Raw genomic sequence first — 20,090 nt, 5'->3', positions numbered from 1 at the left:
TGAACACACCTGCCGGACGCACCGTACGGAACTGCGGCGGACCCGTACCCCCACGCGGGTCCGCCACTTCGCCGCGTTCCGCACGGGAAGGACCTCCGGGTGCCTGTCTTCACACGCTTCAGCCGGTCGCCGCAGCCGGGCACCCCAGGGGCCGAGGCCGAGACGGAGCGTGACGCGAGGGAGGAGCCCGAGCCCGTCGCGGCGGAGGCGGAGACTCCCGCCCCCCGATCCCGCCTCGCCCGCCTCCGCACCTGGCGCGCCCGTCACCCGCGGGCCGCCCGCGCCCTGCGCCTGACCACGACCGCCCTCGCCGCCGTCCTGGTCCTCGGGGCCCTGCTCCTGCCCAACACCCTCCCGGCCGTCGAGCCGGACCGCTTCGCGCGGATCCCGGCCGAGGCGGTCATCGGGGCCGTCGTCATGCTGGTGCTGCCGAGCCGGCCCCGGCTGGTGGCGGCGGTGCTGTACGGGCTGGGGCTCACCGCGCTGACCACGGTGAACCTGCTCGACATGGGGTTCAACGAGTATCTGGGCCGGGGCTTCAACGCCGCGCTCGACTGGGACCTGCTGCCCGACGCGCAGGCGTACGTCGAGGACACGCTGGGCGGGGGCGTGGCGACCGCCGCGGCCGTCGGCGCGGTCGTGCTCGTCCTGCTCGTGGCCGCCGTCATGGTCACGGCGACGGTCCGGCTCGCCGACGTGCTGTCCCGCCACCGCGTCCGGGCGACCAAGGGCGCCCTGCTCGCCGGCACCGTCTGGGTCACCTGCGCCGCCCTGGGCCTGACGCTCTTCGGGGGCCCGATCGCCTCCGAGCGCGGGGCCGGGACCCTCCGCGTGCACGCGCAGCGGACCGTGCAGTCGCTGCGGGACGAGGCGGCGTTCGCACGGGAGGCCAAGGCGGACACCTTCGGCAACACCCCGCCCGACCAGCTGCTGCCCGACCTGCGCGGCAAGGACGTGATGTTCACGTTCATCGAGAGCTACGGCCGCAGCGCGATCGAGGACCCGGTCATGGCACCCGGCGTCGGCCGGACCCTCGATGCGAGCACCGAGGCCCTGGCGAAGGCCGGCTTCCACGCCCGCAGCGGCTGGCTGACCTCGGCGACCTACGGCGGCAGCAGCTGGCTCGGCCACTCCACGACCATGTCCGGCCTGTGGATCGACAACCAGCGCCGCTACCGCACGGTCACCGCGGGCGACCACCTCACCCTCACCAAGGCGTTCCGGAAAACCGGCGCGTGGGACACGGTGGGCGTCATGCCGGGCGTGCAGAAGGGCTGGCCGGAGGAGAAGTGGTACGGCCTCGACAAGCTCTACGACGCCTTCGACCTGGGCTACCGGGGCCCGAAGTTCAGCTGGTCGACGATGCCCGACCAGTACGCGCTGGAGGCCTTCCAGCGCCGGGTGCACGGAAAGAAGCGCGACAAGCCGCTGATGTCGTTCGTCATCCTGACCTCCAGCCACCAGCCCTGGGCGCCCCTTCCGAAAATGGTCGGCTGGGACGAACTGGGCGACGGCTCGGTCTTCGACGCCGTCCAGAAGGCGGGCAAGAAGGCGTCGGACGTCATCACCGACACGACCAAGTCCCGGCAGGAGTACGGCAAGTCCATCCAGTACTCGGTCACCAGCCTCACCCAGTGGCTGGAGCGCTACGGCACCGACGACACCGTCCTGGTCTTCCTCGGCGACCACCAGCCCATGGCCCGGGTCAGCGGCAACCGCGCGAGCCGGGACGTGCCGGTGTCCATCGTCGCGAAGGACCCGAAGGTCCTCGACAAGGTCTCCGGCTGGAACTGGACGGAAGGCCTGGAGCCGGACCGCGACGCCCCCGTCTGGAAGATGAGCGCGTTCCGCGACCGCTTCCTCAAGGCGTACGGCTCCACACCGCACGCCTCGGGAGGCTGATCAGCCGCCGGAGGTGTCCAGCTCCGCTTCCTCGCCGACGCCCGCGCAGTCGTACGGGTCCTTCAGCCAGCCGTCCGGCAGCACCACGCGGTTGTTGCCGGACGTACGGCCCCGGGGCCCGTCGGCTCCGGCGGGCCAGGGCTGGTCGAGGTCCAGTTCGTCGAGACCGGCCCGCAGCTCTTCGAGCGACGAGGTGATCGCGAGCCGCTTGCGCATCTCGGAGCCGACCGCGAAGCCCTTCAGATACCAGGCGACGTGCTTGCGGAAGTCGATCACGCCCCGGGCTTCGTCGCCGATCCACTCGCCGAGCAGGGTGGCGTGCCGGACCATGACGTCGGCGACTTCCCGGAGGGCGGGCCGCGCGATGTCCTCGGAGCGCCCCTCGAAAGCGGCCACGAGGTCGGAGAACAGCCAGGGCCGCCCCAGGCACCCGCGCCCGACCACCACACCGTCGCAGCCGGTCTCGCGCACCATCCGCAGGGCGTCCTCGGCCGACCAGATGTCGCCATTGCCGAGCACGGGGATCTCCGGCACGTGCTCCTTCAGCCGCGCGATGGCGTCCCAGTCGGCGGTGCCGCCGTAGTGCTGGGCGGCGGTGCGGCCGTGCAGCGCGATGGCGGTGACGCCCTCCTCGACGGCGATCCGGCCGGCGTCGAGGAAGGTGATGTGGTCGTCGTCGATGCCCTTGCGCATCTTCATCGTCACGGGCAGGTCGCCGGCACCGCTGACCGCCTCGCGCAGGATGGCCCGCAGCAGGTTCCGCTTGTACGGGAGCGCGGATCCGCCGCCCTTCCGGGTCACCTTGGGCACCGGGCAGCCGAAGTTGAGGTCGATGTGGTCGGCGAGGTCCTCCTCCGCGATCATGCGGACGGCCTTGCCGACGGTCGCCGGATCCACGCCGTACAGCTGGATGGACCGGGGCCGCTCAGTCGCGTCGAAGTGAATGAGCTGCATCGTCTTCTCGTTGCGCTCGACCAGCGCCCGCGTGGTGATCATCTCGCTCACGAACAGGCCCTTGCCGCCGCTGAACTCCCTGCACAGGGTGCGGAAGGGCGCGTTGGTGATCCCGGCCATGGGTGCCAGGACGACGGGGGGCTGGACGGCGTGCGGACCGATCTGAAGGGACGTGGGCATTCCTCCATTGTGCCGTGCAATGAGACGGCACAATTCGTTAGTTAGGCACACTATCGAAGGGTGCGTACGATGATCCGCATGCCCGAGCTCAGTCACCGCCGGCGGATGCTGGTGCTGGGGGCGGTGACGAGCGGGCGGTGGGCCCTTGGGGCTGCCGACCGGACGGCCGCGCGGCTTGAGTCTGTGGAGGTGCGGGAAGCGGTGGGGGCTGCGGAGCGTGCCCAGCCGCGGGCGAGGGTGGCTGGTCGCGCGGTTCCCCGCGCCCCTGAGGCTCCTGCCGTACGACGGCTGCGAGACCCCGTGACGGCATTCACAGCCTGCCAACCACCCCCCGGAGCGCCGGTGATGTCGATCTTGCTGCACACTCCTTGCTGCGAGCAGACCGGATCCGCCGGATTCCTGGACGCGGGAGACGTCATGGCGCAGATCGACACCAGCAAGGTCAGCCGCTGGGACCAGCACGGCCGGGAGCACGTGGTGCGGGTGCAGCGCACGGGCGTGCAGCGGACGATCAGATGCGACACCTGCGGCTGGCGCAGAAAGGCCCAGTTCCTGCCCTGGCTGAAGGCCGAGGAACACCTGGCGGAGGCCCATCAGGCGACGGTGGACCCGACGGCGGCGTGAACGGCGGAGGGGCCCTGGTACGGACGGGCCTCAGTAGAGGATCGAGGGCAGGTACGCCCCGTCGGGCTGGTTGTACAGGCCGATGGTCATCAGGCTCATCAGCTGAACGACCTTGAGGCCGTTGGACAGGCACCACCTCAGCAGCACACTGTCGCTCACGGGGACGAGGATGCCCGGCCCGGCGAACTGCGGGGCCGCAGCGATCAGGGCCTGGAGGTCCGGGGTGGTCTCACCGACGGCGTGCGCGAAGAAGGCCAGGTCGGTGGCGTACCCGGTGACGCGCCCCGCGCGCTCGACAACCCGGGCGGTGCCCTGTTTGAGCGCATCGGCGACCTCGCCACCCCGGTCGACGCCGTGGACCCGCCGGCACACGTCGTTGCAGACGCCGAGGTCCGCGTCCGTGGCCTCCCGCACCGTGTAGCCGGGCAGCGCACGCCCGATCGGCGGGCCCTGGACGCAGGCGACCGTGGCCCGGTGGACGAAGCCCAGGCTGACGTACAGCGAGAACGACCTGTTGTGGTAGCCGGTCTGCAGCAGCCGGATGCCCGGCGCCCCGCGCTCGTCGGCCCGCTCCATCACGTCCCGCATCAGGCGGCGGCCCACACCCGCGTTCTGCAGGGTGGGGTCGACGGTGACGGGCCCGACCCCGACGACGGCCGAGCGTTCGTCGAGGAAGTTGCTGCCCACGATCCGCCCGTCGAGCTCGGCGACGACGCTGTAGAAACCGGGGTGCGTCAGGGCTCCCTCGATCACCGCGACACCCACGTCGGGGCTCGGGAAGTCAGGTGGGAACGCGTGCTCCTCGGCGATGCCGGTGAAGGCCTCGTAGCAGATCCTTCCGCATTCCGCGGCATCGTCCGCGGTGCCCGGGCGAAGTATGAGATCCACGATCGCCATCCCCTTCTCAGCGCCCCCGCGCGGCGACCCACGCCTCACTTCCCATCCTGTGCCCCTCCCGGCCGGGGCGCACCCGGTAGGGACGGCGATCCCCTCAGGGCCGCAGTCCTCGCATCAGCAGGTCCACGACCGCCGTGAAGTCGGCCTCGGCCCCCGGCTCTTCCCACTCCCGGGCGTAACCGGGGTCGTGGAAGCGACCCGTCGCCTGGAAGACCGCGCGGGCCGTGGCCTGCGGGTCGGCGGCGGCGAAGTCGCCGGTCTCGACGCCGGCCTGGATGATGCGGGTCAGCTGGGACGTCAGGTCGGCGATGTGCTCACCGACCGCCGCGCCGTTCTCGCCCGTGAGGACCGTGTACGTGGCGAACAGCTCCGGGTCCCCGCCCGCCTTGCGCCGCTTCGCGGCGAACAGCGCGGCGAGCCAGTCCCGCAGCCGGGCCTCCGGGGCACCGTCCCCCTCGGCGATGCCCGACAGCTCCCCGGACGTGCGGTCCAGCCAGCGCTTGGTGACCGCCTCGCGCAGCGCCGCCTTGGTGCGGAAGTGACGGTAGACGCTGCCGTGGCTGACGCCGAGCGCGCGGGCCACGTCCACCACGGTGGCCTTGGCCGGGCCGTGGCGGCGCAGCACATCCTCGGTCGCCTCGAGGATGCGCTCGGCGGTCAGGATCTCGCTGGTCGGTGCCATGCCCTGACCGTACCCGGAGCCCGGTTCAGCTCTCGAGGTGCGCCATCTGGGCCGCCGGGTAACGGTCGCCCGCGGCGGCGCCGGGCGGTACGGCCTCCTCGATCGCGGCCAGGTCGGCCGCGTCCAGCGTGACGTCCAGCGCGCCCAGCGCCTCCGTGAGCCGCTCGCGGCGGCGGGCGCCGACCAGGGGCACGATGTCCTCGCCGCGGGAGAGCGCCCAGGCGATGGCGATCTGCGCGACGCTGACGCCCTTCTGCTCGGCGATCTTCCGCAGCGCCTCGACGAGGTTCAGGTTGTGCCGGAGGTTGTCCCCCTGGAAGCGCGGCGACATCGCCCGGAAGTCGCCGGCGCCGAGTTGCCGGTCGGCGGTGAAGTGGCCGGAGATCAGGCCCCGGGAGAGCACGCCGTACGCCGTGATGCCGATGCCCAGCTCGCGCGTGGTGGGAAGGATCTCGTCCTCGATGCCGCGCGAGATGAGGGAGTACTCGATCTGGAGGTCGGAGATGGGCGCGGTGGCGGCGGCCCGGCGGATCGTGTCGGCGCCGACCTCGCTGAGGCCGATGTGCCGCACGTACCCCTTCTCGACCAGTTCAGCGATCGCGCCGACCGTCTCCTCGATCGGCACGTCGGGGTCGAGGCGGGCGATGCGGTAGACGTCGATGTGGTCGACGCCGAGCCGCTGGAGGGAGTACGCGGCGAAGTTCTTCACGGCGGCGGGCCGGCCGTCGTAGCCGGACCAGCCGCCGTCCGGGTCGCGCAGGGCGCCGAACTTCACGCTGACCAGGGCCTGTTCACGCCGGGCGGCGGAGGTCGTGCGCAGGGCCTCGCCGATCAGCATCTCGTTGTGGCCCATGCCGTAGAAGTCGCCGGTGTCCAGCAGGGTGACGCCCGCTTCGAGCGCCGCGTGGATGGTCGCGACGGACTCGGCCCGGTCCGCCTCGCCGTACAGCGCGGACATGCCCATGCAGCCGAGACCGAGGGCGGAGACCTGGGGGCCGGTGGTTCCGAGGGTTCGGGTTCGCATCGTCATGCCGTCCACTGTGCCATGACAGCTGACAAATTTCAATATCTGTCATTCGATACTTGTCAGCCCGCTCCGGAACCGGGGCCCCTGGCCGTGGCTACCGCGCCGTGACCGCCAGCTTCGCGCCCAGTGCCACGAACGATCCCGCGAACCCCCGCCGCAGCCACGCCATCACCCGGGGCCGTCCGATCACATGGCTGCGCACCGAGGCGGCCAGCACCCCGTAACCGGCGAACACGGCGAAGGTCGCCAGCATGAACACCCCGCCGAGCGCCGCCATGTGCACCACCGCGTGCGGCTCACCCGGGCTCACGAACTGCGGCAGGAACGCGAAGAAGAAGATCGTCAGCTTCGGATTGAGGATGTTGATCAGCACGCCCCGCACGATCACCCGCCGCGCGGACACCGGCGCCGCCCGCTCCTCCTCCACCACGAGCGCCTCCTTGTCCCGCATGGTCGCCCACGCCATGTACAGGAGGTAGGCGACCCCGGCGTACTTCAGCACCTGGAAGGCGGTCGCGCTGGCGTGCAGCAGGGCGGCGACCCCGGTGACCGTGGCCAGCAGATGCGGCACGATTCCGAGCGTGCACCCGACGGCCGCGACGACGCTCGCGCGCCTGCCCCGGGAGAGCGCTGCCGCGAGGGTGTAGACGACCCCGGTGCCCGGCGTGGCGACGACGACAAGAGTGGTCAGCAGGAAAGCGATGCTCATGCGCTCACCCTGACGCCGCGCCGCTTCCGGAAACAGGGCCAATCGGCAGCAGCATTGAAGGACCAATCAGGCCGGCCACAGAAGCGCTCACCCGCCCCACCGGTCGACATGCATCACACCGGCTCCGAGAATGGAAGAGCCGGCGAGCGGTCTCCCCGGCGGCGCCTGCCCACCGGCCGCGCGGAACTCCTGCGCCGCCCGAGGGAGCGCGCCATGACGATCCGTATCGCCACCTTCAACACGGAGAACCTCTTCCGCCGTCCCAAGGTCTTCCGCCTCCCCGGCGACAAGCAGCGCCGGGAGGTCCTGAGCGACTACTCGAAGCTGATCTCCCTCCTGGAGAAGAAGACCTACGACGACGAGACCAAGGAGCGCATCGCCGAACTCCTCAAGAAGCACCGGGTACACGACTCGCGCAAGGACAGGCCGTTCTTCGTCAACGAGACGCGCGGCCAGGGGACGCTGTTCAAGACGAGGGGCAGCGGCGAGCACGTCACCTTCGAGATCGTCGCCAAGGGCCGCTCGGGGTGGACCGGCTGGGTGGAGCTGGTCCGTGACGACCTCGACTGGGAGGCCGTGCACAACACGGGCCGGGTGATCGCCGAGGTCGACGCCGACATCCTGCTCGCGGTGGAGGTGGAGGACCGCACGACCCTGCGCCGCTTCAACGAGCAGGTGCTGGGCGGCGACCTGAAGAAGACGCCGTACCCCTACGATATGGTGATCGACGGCAACGACCCGCGCGGCATCGACGTGGGGATCCTCAGCCGCCACCCGATCACGTCCATGCGGTCCCACGTCTTCGACCCCGACCCGGACCGGCCGGGCGAGTACCTCTTCAGCCGGGACTGCCCCGAGTACGAGATCCAGACCGGCGGCACCCCGCTGTGGCTGCTGGGCAACCACCTGAAGAGCCAGAGCGGCGACGACCCGGAACTGCGCATCGCCCAGGCCCGGCGCGTGGCGTCGATCTACCAGAGCGCCCTGGAGCGTTCCCCGTACGTCGTGGTCGCCGGGGACCTCAACGACGAACCGTCCAGCGAGGCGATCCGGGCCCTGCTGGGCACCGGCCTGCGGGACGTGATGAGCCACCCGGAGTACCGGGGCACTCCGGGCACCCACGGCACGGGCACCTCCGAGAACCAGAAGCTGGACTACCTGATGCTGCCGCCGCCGCTGTGGGACCAGGTGCAGCACGTCGAGGTCGAACGGCGCGGCATCTGGGCGCCGTCCACGATCAAGTCCTTCGACACCGTCACCTCGAAGTGGAACCGCGCCTCGGACCACGCGGCCGTCTACGCGGACCTTGACCTCTGAAACGCGGCGGTGCCGGGCCCTTCGAAGAGGAACCCGGCACCGGCGTACGTACGAGAAGCGATCAGCAGCCGACCAGGCGGGCCGCCAGGTAGCCCTCGATCTGGTCGAGGGAGATGCGCTCCTGCTTCATCGAGTCACGCTCGCGGACGGTGACCGCGTTGTCCTCCAGGGTGTCGAAGTCGACGGTCACGCAGAACGGCGTGCCGATCTCGTCCTGGCGGCGGTAGCGGCGGCCGATGGCGCCCGCGTCGTCGAACTCGATGTTCCAGTGCTGGCGCAGGGCCTGGGCGAGGCCCTTGGCCTTCGGGGACAGCTCCGGGTTCCGGGACAGCGGCAGCACCGCGACCTTCACCGGGGACAGGCGCGGGTCGAGGCGCAGCACCGTGCGCTTCTCCATCTTGCCCTTGGCGTTGGGCGCCTCGTCCTCGATGTAGGCGTCCAGGAGGAACGCCAGCATCGCGCGGCCGACACCGGCCGCGGGCTCGATGACGTACGGGGTCCAGCGCTCGCCGGCCTCCTGGTCGAAGTAGGTGAGGTCCTGGCCGGAGGCCTTGGAGTGGGCGCCGAGGTCGTAGTCGGTGCGGTTGGCGACGCCCTCGAGCTCACCCCACTCACTGCCGCCGAACTGGAAGCGGTACTCGATGTCGGCGGTGCGCTTGGAGTAGTGGGAGAGCTTCTCCTTCGGGTGCTCGTACCACCGCATGTTCTCCTCGCGCAGGCCGAGACCGGTGTACCAGTTCCAGCGCTGCTCCATCCAGTACTCCTGCCACTTCTCGTCCTCGCCCGGCTTGACGAAGAACTCCATCTCCATCTGCTCGAACTCGCGGGTGCGGAAGATGAAGTTGCCGGGCGTGATCTCGTTGCGGAAGGACTTGCCCATCTGGGCGATGCCGAACGGCGGCTTGCGGCGCGAGGTGGTCTGCACCTGGGAGAAGTTGGTGAAGATGCCCTGCGCGGTCTCGGGCCGCAGGTAGGCGATGGAGCCGGAGTCCTGGGTCGGGCCGAGGTGGGTGGACAGCAGGCCCGAGAACTGCTTGGGCTCGGTGAACTGGCCCTTGTTGCCGCAGTTCGGGCAGTTGACGTCGGCCAGGCCGTTCTCCGGCAGGCGGTTGTGCTTGGCCTCGTAGGCCTCCTCCAGGTGGTCCGCGCGGAACCGCTTGTGGCAGGAGGTGCACTCGGTCAGCGGGTCCGTGAAGGTGGCGACGTGACCGGAGGCGACCCAGACCTCGGGGGCCAGGATCACGGACGAGTCGATACCGACGACGTCCTCGCGCGACGTCACCATGTAGCGCCACCACTGGCGCTTGAGGTTCTCCTTGAGCTCGACACCCAGGGGGCCGTAGTCCCAAGCGGCGCGCTGACCGCCGTAGATCTCACTACAGGGGAATACGAAGCCACGGCGCTTGCTCAGGCTGACGATGGTGTCGATCTTGTCGGCGGCCACGGTGCTCTCTTCATTACGACGACGGGCGACGAAGCGAGTTGCTTCCAGCGAATGCTTCAGGTTACCGGCGGGGGCGCCCCCTCAATCAAATCGCTCCCCCTCCCGCGACCGCCAGACCCCCTCCACGGAACCCGCTCAGCCCTTTTGTTGACAACGGTTTCCATATTTGTTGAAAATGAGTGTCATGAACGTACGACGACGCCTCATATCCGCCACCGCGGTCACCGCGGCCACCGCTCTCGGCCTCGGTGCTCTCTCCGCCTGCTCCAGCGACAGCGCGGCGACGGGCAACACGGACAAGTTCGACGTCGTCGCGTCGTTCTACCCGATGGCCTTCCTCGCCGAGCAGATCGGCGGCGACCACGCGAACGTCACGAGCCTGACCGAGCCAGGCCAGGAGCCGCACGACCTGGAGATCAGCACCAAGCAGCGGGCACAGCTCGAAGAGGCGGACGCGGCGCTCTTCCTCAAGGGCCTCCAGCCCGCCGTCGACGAGGCGGTCTCGCAGACCGGCATCAAGACGAAGATCGACGCGGCCGGCCTGACCACCCTCGAGGACCACGGCAGCACCGAGCACGACCACGAGGGCGAGGGCGAGGAGGGCCACGCCGAGGAGAAGGGCCACGCGGAGGAGAAGGGCCAGGCCGAGGAGGAGGAGCACGCCCGCGACCCGCACATCTGGCTGGACCCGGTGAAGTACGCCGAGGTCGCCGAGGGCGTGGGCAAGGCCTTCGAGAAGGCCGACCCGGACCACGCGGCCGACTACAAGAAGAACACCGCGGCCCTGGTCAAGAAGCTGAACGGCCTCAACGGCGAGTTCGAGAACGGCCTGAAGGACACCAAGACCAAGGTCTTCTTCACCAACCACGCCGCCTTCGGCTACCTCGCCGAGCGCTACGGCCTCACCCAGGAGGCCATCTCCGGCCTCGACCCCGAGAGCGAGCCGAGCGCCGCCCGGGTCCGGGAGCTCCAGCAGGAGGCCAAGGCCGACGGCGTCACCACGGTCTTCTACGAGACACTGGTCTCCGACAAGACCGCGAAGACCCTCGCCAAGGACGCGAAGCTCAAGACGGACGTCCTCGACCCGCTCGAGGGCATCACCGACAAGTCCCGCGGCGACGACTACTTCCAGGTCATGGAAGCCAACCTCAAGGCCCTTCAGGCGGCCCTGGGAGCCAAGTGATCGACCCATCGGAGGACGGCATGACCGAGCCCGTCGTATCCCTGCGCGGCGTCCGCGCGGACCTGGGCTCGCGCCCCGTCCTGCGCGGCATCGACCTCACCGTGCACCACGGTGAGGTCGTCGCGCTGCTCGGCGCGAACGGCTCCGGCAAGTCCACGGCCGTGCGCAGCATCATCGGCCAGGTGCAGACCGGCGCCGGCGAGATCGAGCTGTTCGGCACGGACCGCATGCGGTTCCGCGACTGGCACCGCGTGGGCTACGTCCCGCAGCGCACCACGGCCGCGGGCGGGGTGCCCGCCACGGTGACCGAGGTGGTCTCCTCGGGCCGCCTGTCCCGGGCCCGCTTCGGCGTGCTGCGCAAGGCGGACCACGCGGCCGTGCGCGCGGCGCTGGAGCTCGTCGGCATGGCGGACCGGGCCAAGGACTCGGTCGACGCCCTCTCGGGCGGCCAGCACCAGCGCGTCCTGATCGCCCGCGCGCTCGCCTCCGAGCCGGAACTGCTGATCATGGACGAGCCGATGGCCGGCGTCGACCTGGCCAGCCAGGAGGTCCTCGCGCACACGCTGCGCGAGCAGGTCTCCCAGGGCACGACCGTGCTGCTCGTGCTGCACGAACTGGGTCCCCTGGAGCCCCTCATCGACCGGGCGGTCGTCCTGCGCGACGGCTGTGTCGTGCACGACGGCCCGCCCCCCAAGGCGGTCGGGCAGCACGCCCTGCCCGGCCACGACCACGTACACCCGCACGCACCCGCGGGCCACGAACCGATCCGCACGGGACTGCTGAGCTGATGGAGATCCTCGACTACGCCTTCATGCAGCGGGCGCTGCTCGCCGCCGTCCTGGTCGGCATCACGGCCCCCGCGGTGGGCATCTACCTGGTCCAGCGCCGCCAGGCCCTGATGGGCGACGGCATCGGCCACGTGGCCATGACCGGCGTCGGCCTCGGCTTCCTGCTGACCTGGTCCCCGGTGTGGATGGCGACCCTCGTCTCCGTGATCGGCGCGGTCCTCATGGAGCTGATCCGCTGGTACGGCAGGACCCGCGGCGACATCGCCCTCGCGATGCTGTTCTACGGCGGCATGGCCGGCGGTGTGATGTTCATCAACCTCGCGCCGACGGGCTCCAACGCCAACCTCACGTCGTACCTCTTCGGCTCCCTGTCGACGGTGTCCGAGTCGGACGTCACGGCGATCTGCATCCTGGCCGCGTTCGTCGTCCTGGTCACCCTCGGCCTGCGCCGGCAGCTGTTCGCGGTCAGCCAGGACGAGGAGTTCGCCCGGGTGACGGGCCTGCCGGTGCGCGCACTGAACCTGCTGACGGCGATCACCGCGGCCGTCACGGTGACGGTGGCGATGCGCGTGGTCGGCCTGCTCCTGGTCAGCGCGCTGATGGTGGTGCCCGTCGCGGCCGCCCAGCAGATCGGCCGCAGCTTCGCCGCGACCTTCGTGATCGCCGTCGCCATCGGCGTGAGCGTGACGATCGGCGGCACCGTCACGTCGTACTACCAGGACGTCCCGCCCGGCGCGACGATCGTGCTGCTGACCATCGGCGCCTTCGTCGTGCTGACGGCGCTCGCGGCCCCGCTGGCCCGCCGCCGCGCCCGCGCCCGGAGCGCCGCGGATCCCGCCCACGACCCTGCCGAGTGCGCGATTCCGGGCACCCGGAAGACAACCGACGAAGTCGGCGTCTGACCGCCCCCACCCCGGGCTGGCACAATGGCCCGGGCAAGGCAGACGTGAGGAGGCAACGGTGACGACCGCTGGACCGTCCGTGAAGGGCCGCGCCACCAGGCAGCGTGCCGCCGTGGCGGCGGCCCTGGACGAGGTCGACGAGTTCCGCAGCGCGCAGGAACTGCACGACATGCTCAAGCACAAGGGCGATTCGGTCGGGCTCACCACCGTCTACCGCACCCTTCAGTCCCTCGCCGACGCCGGTGAGGTCGACGTCCTGCGCACCGCCGACGGCGAGTCCGTCTACCGCCGGTGCTCCACCGACGACCATCACCACCACCTGGTGTGCCGCGGCTGCGGCAAGGCCGTCGAGGTGGAGGGCCCGGCCGTGGAGAAGTGGGCGGAGGCCATCGCCGCCGAGCACGGCTTCGTGAATGTGGCCCACACGGTGGAGATCTTCGGCACCTGCGCCGACTGCGCGGCGGCGGCGAAGTAGCGGACCAGGGCGGCCCGGCTGCCACTCGAGGGGCTGCCGGGCCGGGCGAGGCCGGTGAGGCCTACTGCTGCTTGCCCTCCATGGCCAGCAGCTCCTCGTTCGGGATGGCCCCGCCGAACCGGCGGTCCCGCGAGGCGAACTCCAGGCACGCCCGCCACAGGTCGCGGCGGTCGAAGTCCGGCCACAGCACGTCCTGGAAGACCATCTCGGCGTACGCGCTCTGCCAGATCAGGTAGTTGGAGGTGCGCTGCTCACCGCTCGGACGCAGGAACAGGTCCACGTCCGGCATGTCCGGGTAGTACATGTACTTCGCGAAGGTCTTCTCGTTGACCTTCGACGGGTCGAGCTTCCCGGCCTTCACATCGGCCGCCAGCGCCTGCGCCGCGTCGGCGATCTCGGCACGCCCCCCGTAGTTCATGCAGAAGTACAGCGTGAGCTTGTCGTTGCCCTTGGTCTGCTCCTGGGCGATCTGGAGCTCCTTGGCGACCGAGCGCCACAGCTTGGGCATACGGCCCACCCAGCGCACCCGGATGCCCAGCTCGTCCAGCTGGTCGCGGGTCTTGCGGATGAAGTCCCGGTTGAAGTTCATCAGGAAGCGCACCTCGTCCGGCGACCGCTTCCAGTTCTCGGTGGAGAAGGCGTACAGGGAGATGGCGCCCACGCCCATCTCGATGGCGCCCTGGAGCACGTCGAGCACCCGCTCGGCGCCGACCTTGTGCCCCTCGGTGCGCGGCAGGCCCCGCTCCTTCGCCCAGCGCCCGTTGCCGTCCATGACGATCGCCACATGCTGCGGTACGAGCTCTCCGAGCTTCGGCGGCCGCGCGCCGGACGGGTGGGGCTCCGGCGTCCTGTACTCCCGGCGCTGCCGCCCCAGGATCCCGCGTACGGCCATGTGTTTCTCGTCTCCTCGTGCTTGCTTGCTTCGCTTACTTCTCGACGTAGCGCAGGGAGCGCAGCCCGCGCTCCATGTGCCAGTGCAGATACGCGGACACCAGCCCGCTGCCCTCCCGGACGTACCGCGCCTCGCAGGCGTCCGCGGTCTCCCAGTCTCCCGTAAGCAGCGCGCCGAGGAGTTCCAGGGCCTGTGGCGAGGGTACGACGCTGCCGGGCACCCGGCAGTCCCCGCAGACGGAGCCGCCCGAGGCGACCGAGAAGAACCGGTTGGGCCCGGGCATACCGCACTTCGCGCAGTCGGTGAAGCTCGGGGCGTACCCGTTGACGGCGAGGGACCGCAGCAGGAACGCGTCCAGCACGAGATGTGGCGCGTGCTCCCCGCGGGCGAGGGTCCGCAGCCCGCCGACGAGCAGCAGGTACTGCTGCACGGCCGGCTCGCCCTCGTGGTCGGTGAACCGCTCGGCGGTCTCGAGCATCACGGTCCCCGCGGTGTACCGCGCGTAGTCGCTGACGATCCCGCTCCCGTACGGGGCGATGGTCTCGCTCTGCGTACACAGCGGCAGCCCGCGCCCGACCAGCTCGCTCCCCTTGGCGAAGAACTGCACGTCGACGTGGGAGAAGGGTTCGAGGCGCGCACCGAACTTCGACTTCGTCCGGCGCACGCCCCTGGCCACCGCCCGTACCCGTCCGTGACCGCGGGTGAGCAGCGTGATGATCCGGTCCGCCTCACCCAGCTTCTGGGTGCGCAGCACGATGCCGTCGTCGCGGAACAGACTCATGGCGTCATTCTCGCAGGGTCACCGCGTCAAGGGACCTCGCCCCTGCTGCGGGCGTTGGCGTACGCCGTCGCCGCGCGCAGCCGCTCGGCCGGGGTGGCGTGCCGGACGGCACCGGGGTCGGCGTCCCACTCCTTCCCGCCCCCGTACGGCCTCAGCTGCACATAGGGCCCCTCATGCCCCATGACGATGCCGATGCGGCCGCTGCGGGTGTCCACGACGTATGCGCCGACCGGTGGCTTCATCGCGGCACCGCCGCGAGCGGCCGGGCGGTCCGAACGGAACACCGGCTCAATTCCACGAGCGGACAGGGTGCTTCCCGCGCAAGACTTACCGGGTCCAGCCCCAATGACGGCAGGGTAATTCCGGCCTTGGCGAGTTCTGCCCGCAATTCTTTCACCGCATCCTCCGCTTCTTCGACGCAGAGCGCCGATTGTCGTGCCTCCACCGTGCTCCCCTCCCTTTTGGAGTTTCACTCTTCGCATCTCCGCGGTGACGCTCCGCGTCTACACTCGGGAGGGGTCTGTGCCTTACAACTGCGGCGCGACACAAGGGGTTCGGCAATGGCCAACGGTTCTCGGCATGCGGCGAGGGGTATTTTCCGAGCGGCGGGCGGGAAGCCGATCGGAGATAAGCGGCCGCTGACATAATCCGGCCGTGGATACGCGTACGCCGGCGGACGGGATACGGCCGGTCCCCATGACTTGGGTGTTGCGTCCCGCCGAGCCGGCGGACGTCGAACCGATAGCGGAACTCCGGGCCGTGGTGATGCGCCCGGACCTGGAACGCCTGGGCCGCTTCGACGCACACCGGGTCAGGCAGCGGCTGCGAGACGCCTTCTGCCCACAGGACACGTCGGTCATCGAGGCCGACGGCATGTTCGCGGGCAGCGTCGCACTGCGCCCGTCCGAGACCGACGAGAACGGCCGCTGGCTGGAGCACTTCTACCTCAGCCCGGAGTTCCAGGGCCGGGGCCTGGGTTCGGCGGTCCTGCGCACCGTGCTGACCCGGACCGACGCCGACGGCGAACTCGTACGCCTGAACGTCCTCCAGGGCAGCCCGGCCCGGCGCCTGTACGAGCGCCACGGTTTCACCGTGGAGTCGCAGGACCCGGTCGACGTCTTCATGGTGCGACCGCCGGGACGTGTCTGAACAGGGTGCGCACGGCGGCGGCGGTGAACCAGTCGTCGCGCGGGCCGAGCAGCACGGGAAGCACCAGTGTCAGAACGAGGAAGGCCGGCTGCTACTCGGCGAAGACTCCTTCCAGCCGCTCACCAGGCCCTGGCCGGGCTCACCTCTCGCCGAAACTCCGTACGTACCGCCGCTGCCAGGGCGTTTCCACCGCGTGCCGGTCGTAGTGCCGCCGCACGTATGCCACCGCCTCCTCCCCCGGCACCCCGTCCAGCACCGCCAGGCAGGCCAGGGCCGTGCCCGTGCGGCCACGTCCTCCGCCGCAGGCGATCTCCACGCGCTCCCCGGCGGCCCGTTCCCACGCGCTCGCCAGGACCGCCCGGGCGGCCACCCGGTCCGGCGGGAGGCGGAAGTCGGGCCAGCGGAGCCAGCCGGACTCCCAGGGGACCTCGGGGGGCTGCTTGCCGAGCAGGTAGAGGCCGTAGGAGGGGGTGGGTGCGGCGGGGTCCAGGGGGTGGCGGAGGCCTCGGCCGCGTACCAGCCGGCCGGAGGGCAGCCGCAGGACGCCGGCGTCGCTCTCGCTCCACAGCTCAGTCATGCCCCTCATCATGCTCCGCGCCCGCTCGCCCGGGAGCGGAATCAGCCCACCCCTCGCGACTCCTCCGCCGCCCGCGCCTCGACCCCCCGGAAGTGCACCGCCATGGCCCGCTGCGCGCCCTCGACGTCGCGGGCGCGCAGGGCGGTGACGATGTCGCGGTGGCGGCGGACCGTGATCTCGGGGGACGGGTCGTCGGTCCAGCCGCGGGCGCCGGAGACCCGGCGGAAGACCGTCCAGAACGCGCCGAGGAGCTGCGGGACCAGCGCGTTGCCGAGGGAGGCGTACAGGATCTCGTGGAACTCGCGGTCGAGTTCGGGGAAGGAGCGGCCCGCGCCGCCCGCGGACTCCATGCGGGTCACCACGCCCTCCAGCCTGTCCAGTTCCGCCTCGGTGACGGTCGCGGCGACCCGGCGGATCAGGCCCTCCTCCAGTACTTCCCGGACCTGGAGGATCTCGGCGAGGGCGCCGGTGTCGTCCTCGTGCCGGGCCAGGGTGCGGAAGGTCAGGCCGTCGACGAGAGGAGTGAGGGAGGCCTGGCCGACGTAGGTGCCGTAGCCGTGTCTGATCTCGACGATGTCGAGGGCCTGGAGGGCTTTGAGCGCCTCGCGCACGGAGTTGCGGCTGACGCCGAGGTCCTCCATGAGTTCGGCCTCGGTGGGCAACGGCGCGCCGGCGGTGAGTCTGCGGTCGAGGATGAGCTGCACGACCTGGCGTTGTATCCGGCTGGTCCTGGGCTCCTCGGACATGCGCCGCATCGTACGCGCCCCGGACGTCCCACGTCCCACCTCTGGCGGTACCCGGCGCCGGACCTTCCCTGATGGGTCGTCAACTCACCCTATTCACAGCGTCATTGGTCCGACCTCTGGCAGATACGCCATTCGTGTGCGCCCCCTTGACCGCCTCCACGGCCCCTCCTATCGTCGCGCTGACCGCAGGACGTAGGACGTCGTATCTCCTCTGCTCGCCCCCTCGCTTCCTTTCCAGACCTCTCGCTGGAGGACCCCGTGCGCGACGTGACCCACGACGTGCCGGCGCCGCACCGCCGGACGTTCCTGAAGTACACCGGCGCGCTGGGCGCGGCCGCCGCCGTCTCCGCGTCGCTGTCGGCCTGTTCGTCCGGGCCGGAGTCCACCAACGACACCGGTGGCGGCGGCAGCGGGGCGAACCGGACGCTGACCGCGGTGATCGGCTACGGCAACGACGGCAGCTGGGATCCCACCCAGACGGCGTCCGCGTTCTGCATGGCCGCCAACAACCACATCTACGAGGGCCTGCTCGACACCGACCCGATCTCCCGCGAGCCGTACGCGGCCCTGGCGACCGAGGTGCCGAAGGACCCGGACGGCACGTCCTGGAAGTTCACGCTGCGCGCGGGCGCGAAGTTCCACGACGGCAAGCCCGTCACCGCCGACGACGTGGTCTTCGTCTTCGAGCGGATCCTCGACCCGGACACCCAGACCCTCGCCAAGGGCTTCTTCGCGAGCTGGCTGAAGGAGGTCCGCAAGATCGACGGGCGGACCGTGGAGCTGGTGCTCAAGTTCCCGTTCCCGGACGGGCTTTCACGGCTGACCCTCGCCAAGATCATGCCGAAGCACGTGTTCTCGAAGCCCGGCGCCTGGGACGACGCCATCAAGGGCAAGGCGATCGGCTCGGGGCCGTACCGGCAGACCGCGCACCACCCGAAGTCGAACACGACCTTCGAGGCGTTCGACGGCTACAACGGCCCGCGCAAGCCGGCCTTCCGGAAGATGAACTGGCTGACGATCGTGGACGCGGCACCCCGCGTCGCGAAGATCTCGGGGTCGAGCGCGGGCGCGCAGATCGCGGACAACATCCCGTACGCCAACATCGCACAGCTGGAGAGCAGCGGGCTGACCGTCGCCGGCGGGGCCGGGATGAACAACCTGTTCCTGATGTTCAACACCCAGCACAAGCCCTTCGACGACGTGCGCGTACGCCAGGCCCTGCACTACGCCATCGACACCGAGAAGATGGTGGAGGTCGCGCTCAAGGGCCACGGGAAGCCGTCGAGTTCCTTCCTCGACGAGAGCAACCCGTCCTACCGCCGGGCGAAGACCGTGTACGACTACGACCCGGACAAGGCGAAGGCGCTGCTGAAGCAGGCCGGGGTCAAGGGGCTGAGCATCGACATCCTCGCGGTGAACGTGAGCTGGATCGTCGACTGCCTGCCCACCATCAAGGCGTCCTGGGACGCGATCGGTGTGAAGACGACCCTGTCCCCGCAGGAGACCACGGCCGTGTTCACGAAGATGGACCAGAAGCAGGACTACCAGGTCGTCGCCGCCGCCTCGAACCCCAACCAGTTCGGCCTCGACGCCGACCTGATCATGCACTACAACTACGGGCCCGGGAACCTGTGGATGCAGTACACGCGGTGGGCGGGCGACCCCGTCGCCAAGGCTCTCTTCAGGGACATGGACCGGGCCACCCGGGAGCCTCATCCCGAGAAGAAGAAGGTGATGGTCCAGGACTACATCGACGTCGTCGCCGAACAGGCCGTGCTCTACCCGGTCGTCCACAACGAGCTGATGACGGCCTGGGACCCGAAGCGGCTCAGCGGCATAAGGGCACAGCCCTACCCCGGCATCAACCTCCTCCAGGCCAAGTGGGCCTAGCGGCATGACGGCAGTCCTGCGGATCCTGCTCCGCCGCGTCGCCCTGCTCGTGCCGCTGATGCTCGGCATCGTGCTGTTCGTGTTCCTGGTGATGCGGTTCTCGGACGTCGACCCGGCGTCCGCGTTCTTCCAGGGCGCCAACCCGACTCCGGAGCAACTGCACGACTTCCGCGAGGAACACGGCCTGCTCGACCCGCTGCCCGTGCGCTACGCCGACTTCGTCGCCGACCTGCTGCACGGCGACATGGGCACCAGCGCGCTGACCCGGGCGCCGGTGATCGACCAGGTCACCACCGCGCTGCCGCTCACCCTCCAGCTGACCTTCCTGGGCCTGGGCGTCGCGGTCGTGCTCTCCCTCGTGGGCGGCGTGACCGCGGCGATCTACCGGGACCGGCTGCCCGACCAGATCATCCGGGTCGTGTCGCTGACCGGTGTCGCGGCGCCCGGCTTCTGGCTGGCGCTGCTGATGATCCAGTACCTGGCGGTCGACCTGGGCTGGTTCCCGACCGGCGGCTACATCAACCCGGCCGACTCCTTCACCGGCTGGCTGAAGACCATGACGCTCCCCGCCCTCGCCCTCTCCCTGCCGGTGGCGGCGCAGCTGACCCGGATCGTGCGGACGGCGGTGGTGGAGGAGCTGGACAAGGACTACGTGCGGACGGCGATCGGGAGCGGGCTGCCGCCGCGCGTGGTCGTGGGGCGGAACGTGCTGCGGAACGCGCTCATCAACCCGCTCACCGTGCTCGGGCTGCGCGTCGGCTATCTGCTGGGCGGCGCGGTCGTCATCGAGACGATCTTCTCGCTGCCCGGCATGGGCAAGCTGATGATCGACGCGGTGAAGAACGGCGATCCGGCCGTCGTCCAGGGCGTCGTCCTGACCACGGCGGCCGGGTTCGTCGTCGTGAACCTCGTCATCGACGTCCTCTACCTGCTGGTCAACCCGCGACTGAGGGATGCGACCACGTGATGAC

At 70.3% G+C, this 20,090-nt stretch carries 22 protein-coding genes; 10 read left to right on the top strand and 12 right to left on the bottom strand.

Going from position 1 to position 20,090, the window contains the following annotated elements; genetic code table 11:
- The first annotated feature begins 99 nt into the window (after positions 1–99).
- A complete protein-coding gene (locus QC385_RS26970; RefSeq protein WP_279543959.1) occupies positions 100–1,902 on the top strand; it encodes a CDP-alcohol phosphatidyltransferase in 1,803 nt (600 codons plus the stop codon).
- Here the strand turns inward: QC385_RS26970 and dusB are convergent, their stop codons facing one another.
- Positions 1,903–3,036, bottom strand: a complete 1,134-nt coding sequence (gene dusB, locus QC385_RS26965; RefSeq protein ID WP_279543958.1) for a tRNA dihydrouridine synthase DusB — start codon at positions 3,034–3,036, stop codon at positions 1,903–1,905.
- A 417-nt stretch (positions 3,037–3,453) separates the two neighbouring features.
- Here dusB and QC385_RS26960 point away from each other — a divergent pair, with 417 nt between their 5' ends.
- Positions 3,454–3,660, top strand: a complete 207-nt coding sequence (locus tag QC385_RS26960) for a hypothetical protein (protein WP_279544079.1) — start codon at positions 3,454–3,456, stop codon at positions 3,658–3,660.
- Positions 3,661–3,690: 30 nt separating this feature from the next.
- Here QC385_RS26960 and QC385_RS26955 read toward each other — a convergent pair whose 3' ends face one another.
- The 4 genes from QC385_RS26955 to QC385_RS26940 form a co-directional block, all read right to left on the bottom strand.
- Positions 3,691–4,557 carry a GNAT family N-acetyltransferase gene (locus QC385_RS26955; protein ID WP_279543957.1) on the bottom strand — a complete coding sequence of 289 codons (867 nt, stop codon included), beginning with the start codon at positions 4,555–4,557 and terminating at the stop codon, positions 3,691–3,693.
- Positions 4,558–4,651: 94 nt separating this feature from the next.
- Positions 4,652–5,239 carry a TetR family transcriptional regulator gene (locus QC385_RS26950; RefSeq protein ID WP_279543956.1) on the bottom strand — a complete coding sequence of 196 codons (588 nt, stop codon included), beginning with the start codon at positions 5,237–5,239 and terminating at the stop codon, positions 4,652–4,654.
- Between the two features lie 25 nt (positions 5,240–5,264).
- Positions 5,265–6,269, bottom strand: coding sequence for an aldo/keto reductase (locus QC385_RS26945; protein WP_279543955.1), 1,005 nt, complete (start codon positions 6,267–6,269; stop codon positions 5,265–5,267).
- 91 nt (positions 6,270–6,360) lie between these two features.
- The gene (locus tag QC385_RS26940) at positions 6,361–6,975 is read right to left on the bottom strand and encodes a LysE family translocator (RefSeq protein WP_279543954.1); all 615 of its coding nucleotides are present in this window, start codon (positions 6,973–6,975) and stop codon (positions 6,361–6,363) included.
- A 213-nt stretch (positions 6,976–7,188) separates the two neighbouring features.
- Between QC385_RS26940 and QC385_RS26935 the strand changes: the two genes are divergently transcribed.
- Complete coding sequence (locus QC385_RS26935; RefSeq protein WP_279543953.1) at positions 7,189–8,292, top strand: endonuclease/exonuclease/phosphatase family protein; 1,104 nt, start codon at positions 7,189–7,191, stop codon at positions 8,290–8,292.
- Between the two features lie 61 nt (positions 8,293–8,353).
- On the opposite strand, the gene QC385_RS26930 is transcribed toward QC385_RS26935, so the two are convergent.
- A complete protein-coding gene (locus QC385_RS26930; RefSeq protein ID WP_150480755.1) occupies positions 8,354–9,736 on the bottom strand; it encodes a glycine--tRNA ligase in 1,383 nt (460 codons plus the stop codon).
- 184 nt (positions 9,737–9,920) lie between these two features.
- On the opposite strand from QC385_RS26930, the gene QC385_RS26925 reads away from it, so the two are divergent.
- From QC385_RS26925 to QC385_RS26910, 4 genes are read left to right on the top strand one after another with little or no spacing between them, the layout of a single operon-like run.
- On the top strand, positions 9,921–10,919 hold the full coding sequence (locus tag QC385_RS26925) for a metal ABC transporter substrate-binding protein (RefSeq protein ID WP_279543952.1): 999 nt from the start codon (positions 9,921–9,923) through the stop codon (positions 10,917–10,919).
- A gap of 20 nt (positions 10,920–10,939) precedes the next feature.
- Complete coding sequence (locus tag QC385_RS26920) at positions 10,940–11,707, top strand: metal ABC transporter ATP-binding protein (RefSeq protein ID WP_279543951.1); 768 nt, start codon at positions 10,940–10,942, stop codon at positions 11,705–11,707.
- Positions 11,707–12,609, top strand: a complete 903-nt coding sequence (locus QC385_RS26915; RefSeq protein ID WP_279543950.1) for a metal ABC transporter permease — start codon at positions 11,707–11,709, stop codon at positions 12,607–12,609. Before QC385_RS26920 ends, QC385_RS26915 begins: the two co-directional genes overlap by 1 nt.
- Positions 12,610–12,667: 58 nt before the next feature.
- On the top strand, positions 12,668–13,084 hold the full coding sequence (locus QC385_RS26910) for a Fur family transcriptional regulator (RefSeq protein WP_086559064.1): 417 nt from the start codon (positions 12,668–12,670) through the stop codon (positions 13,082–13,084).
- 61 nt (positions 13,085–13,145) lie between these two features.
- Here QC385_RS26910 and QC385_RS26905 read toward each other — a convergent pair whose 3' ends face one another.
- From QC385_RS26905 to QC385_RS26890, 4 genes are read right to left on the bottom strand one after another with little or no spacing between them, the layout of a single operon-like run.
- Complete coding sequence (locus QC385_RS26905; protein WP_279543949.1) at positions 13,146–13,976, bottom strand: isoprenyl transferase; 831 nt, start codon at positions 13,974–13,976, stop codon at positions 13,146–13,148.
- A gap of 34 nt (positions 13,977–14,010) precedes the next feature.
- Positions 14,011–14,757 carry a DNA repair protein RecO gene (gene recO, locus QC385_RS26900; protein WP_279543948.1) on the bottom strand — a complete coding sequence of 249 codons (747 nt, stop codon included), beginning with the start codon at positions 14,755–14,757 and terminating at the stop codon, positions 14,011–14,013.
- Positions 14,758–14,783: 26 nt separating this feature from the next.
- A complete protein-coding gene (locus tag QC385_RS26895; RefSeq protein WP_086599578.1) occupies positions 14,784–14,999 on the bottom strand; it encodes a hypothetical protein in 216 nt (71 codons plus the stop codon).
- Positions 14,996–15,202, bottom strand: coding sequence for a hypothetical protein (locus QC385_RS26890; RefSeq protein ID WP_279543947.1), 207 nt, complete (start codon positions 15,200–15,202; stop codon positions 14,996–14,998). Before QC385_RS26890 ends, QC385_RS26895 begins: the two co-directional genes overlap by 4 nt.
- 251 nt (positions 15,203–15,453) lie before the next feature.
- Between QC385_RS26890 and QC385_RS26885 the strand changes: the two genes are divergently transcribed.
- Positions 15,454–15,906: a GNAT family N-acetyltransferase gene (locus QC385_RS26885; RefSeq protein WP_279543946.1), complete on the top strand. Its 453-nt coding sequence runs from the start codon at positions 15,454–15,456 to the stop codon at positions 15,904–15,906.
- Positions 15,907–16,045: 139 nt separating this feature from the next.
- Here the strand turns inward: QC385_RS26885 and QC385_RS26880 are convergent, their stop codons facing one another.
- Both QC385_RS26880 and QC385_RS26875 read right to left on the bottom strand, forming a co-directional pair.
- Entirely contained in the window at positions 16,046–16,483 is a 438-nt protein-coding gene (locus QC385_RS26880) for a protein-tyrosine phosphatase family protein (protein ID WP_279543944.1), read from the bottom strand.
- A 41-nt stretch (positions 16,484–16,524) separates the two neighbouring features.
- Positions 16,525–17,238: a FadR/GntR family transcriptional regulator gene (locus tag QC385_RS26875; RefSeq protein WP_279543943.1), complete on the bottom strand. Its 714-nt coding sequence runs from the start codon at positions 17,236–17,238 to the stop codon at positions 16,525–16,527.
- 249 nt (positions 17,239–17,487) lie between these two features.
- Here QC385_RS26875 and QC385_RS26870 point away from each other — a divergent pair, with 249 nt between their 5' ends.
- Both QC385_RS26870 and QC385_RS26865 read left to right on the top strand, forming a co-directional pair.
- A complete protein-coding gene (locus QC385_RS26870) occupies positions 17,488–19,119 on the top strand; it encodes an ABC transporter substrate-binding protein (RefSeq protein WP_279543942.1) in 1,632 nt (543 codons plus the stop codon).
- Positions 19,120–19,123: 4 nt separating this feature from the next.
- Positions 19,124–20,086: an ABC transporter permease gene (locus tag QC385_RS26865; RefSeq protein WP_279543941.1), complete on the top strand. Its 963-nt coding sequence runs from the start codon at positions 19,124–19,126 to the stop codon at positions 20,084–20,086.
- The last annotated feature ends 4 nt before the right edge of the window (positions 20,087–20,090 follow it).

The organism is Streptomyces sp. DH10, assembly GCF_029813805.1.
GTDB lineage: Bacteria > Actinomycetota > Actinomycetes > Streptomycetales > Streptomycetaceae > Streptomyces > Streptomyces coeruleofuscus.
The sequence above is the reverse complement of the archived record's forward strand: the minus strand, read 5'-3'. Positions and strand labels throughout refer to the sequence as shown.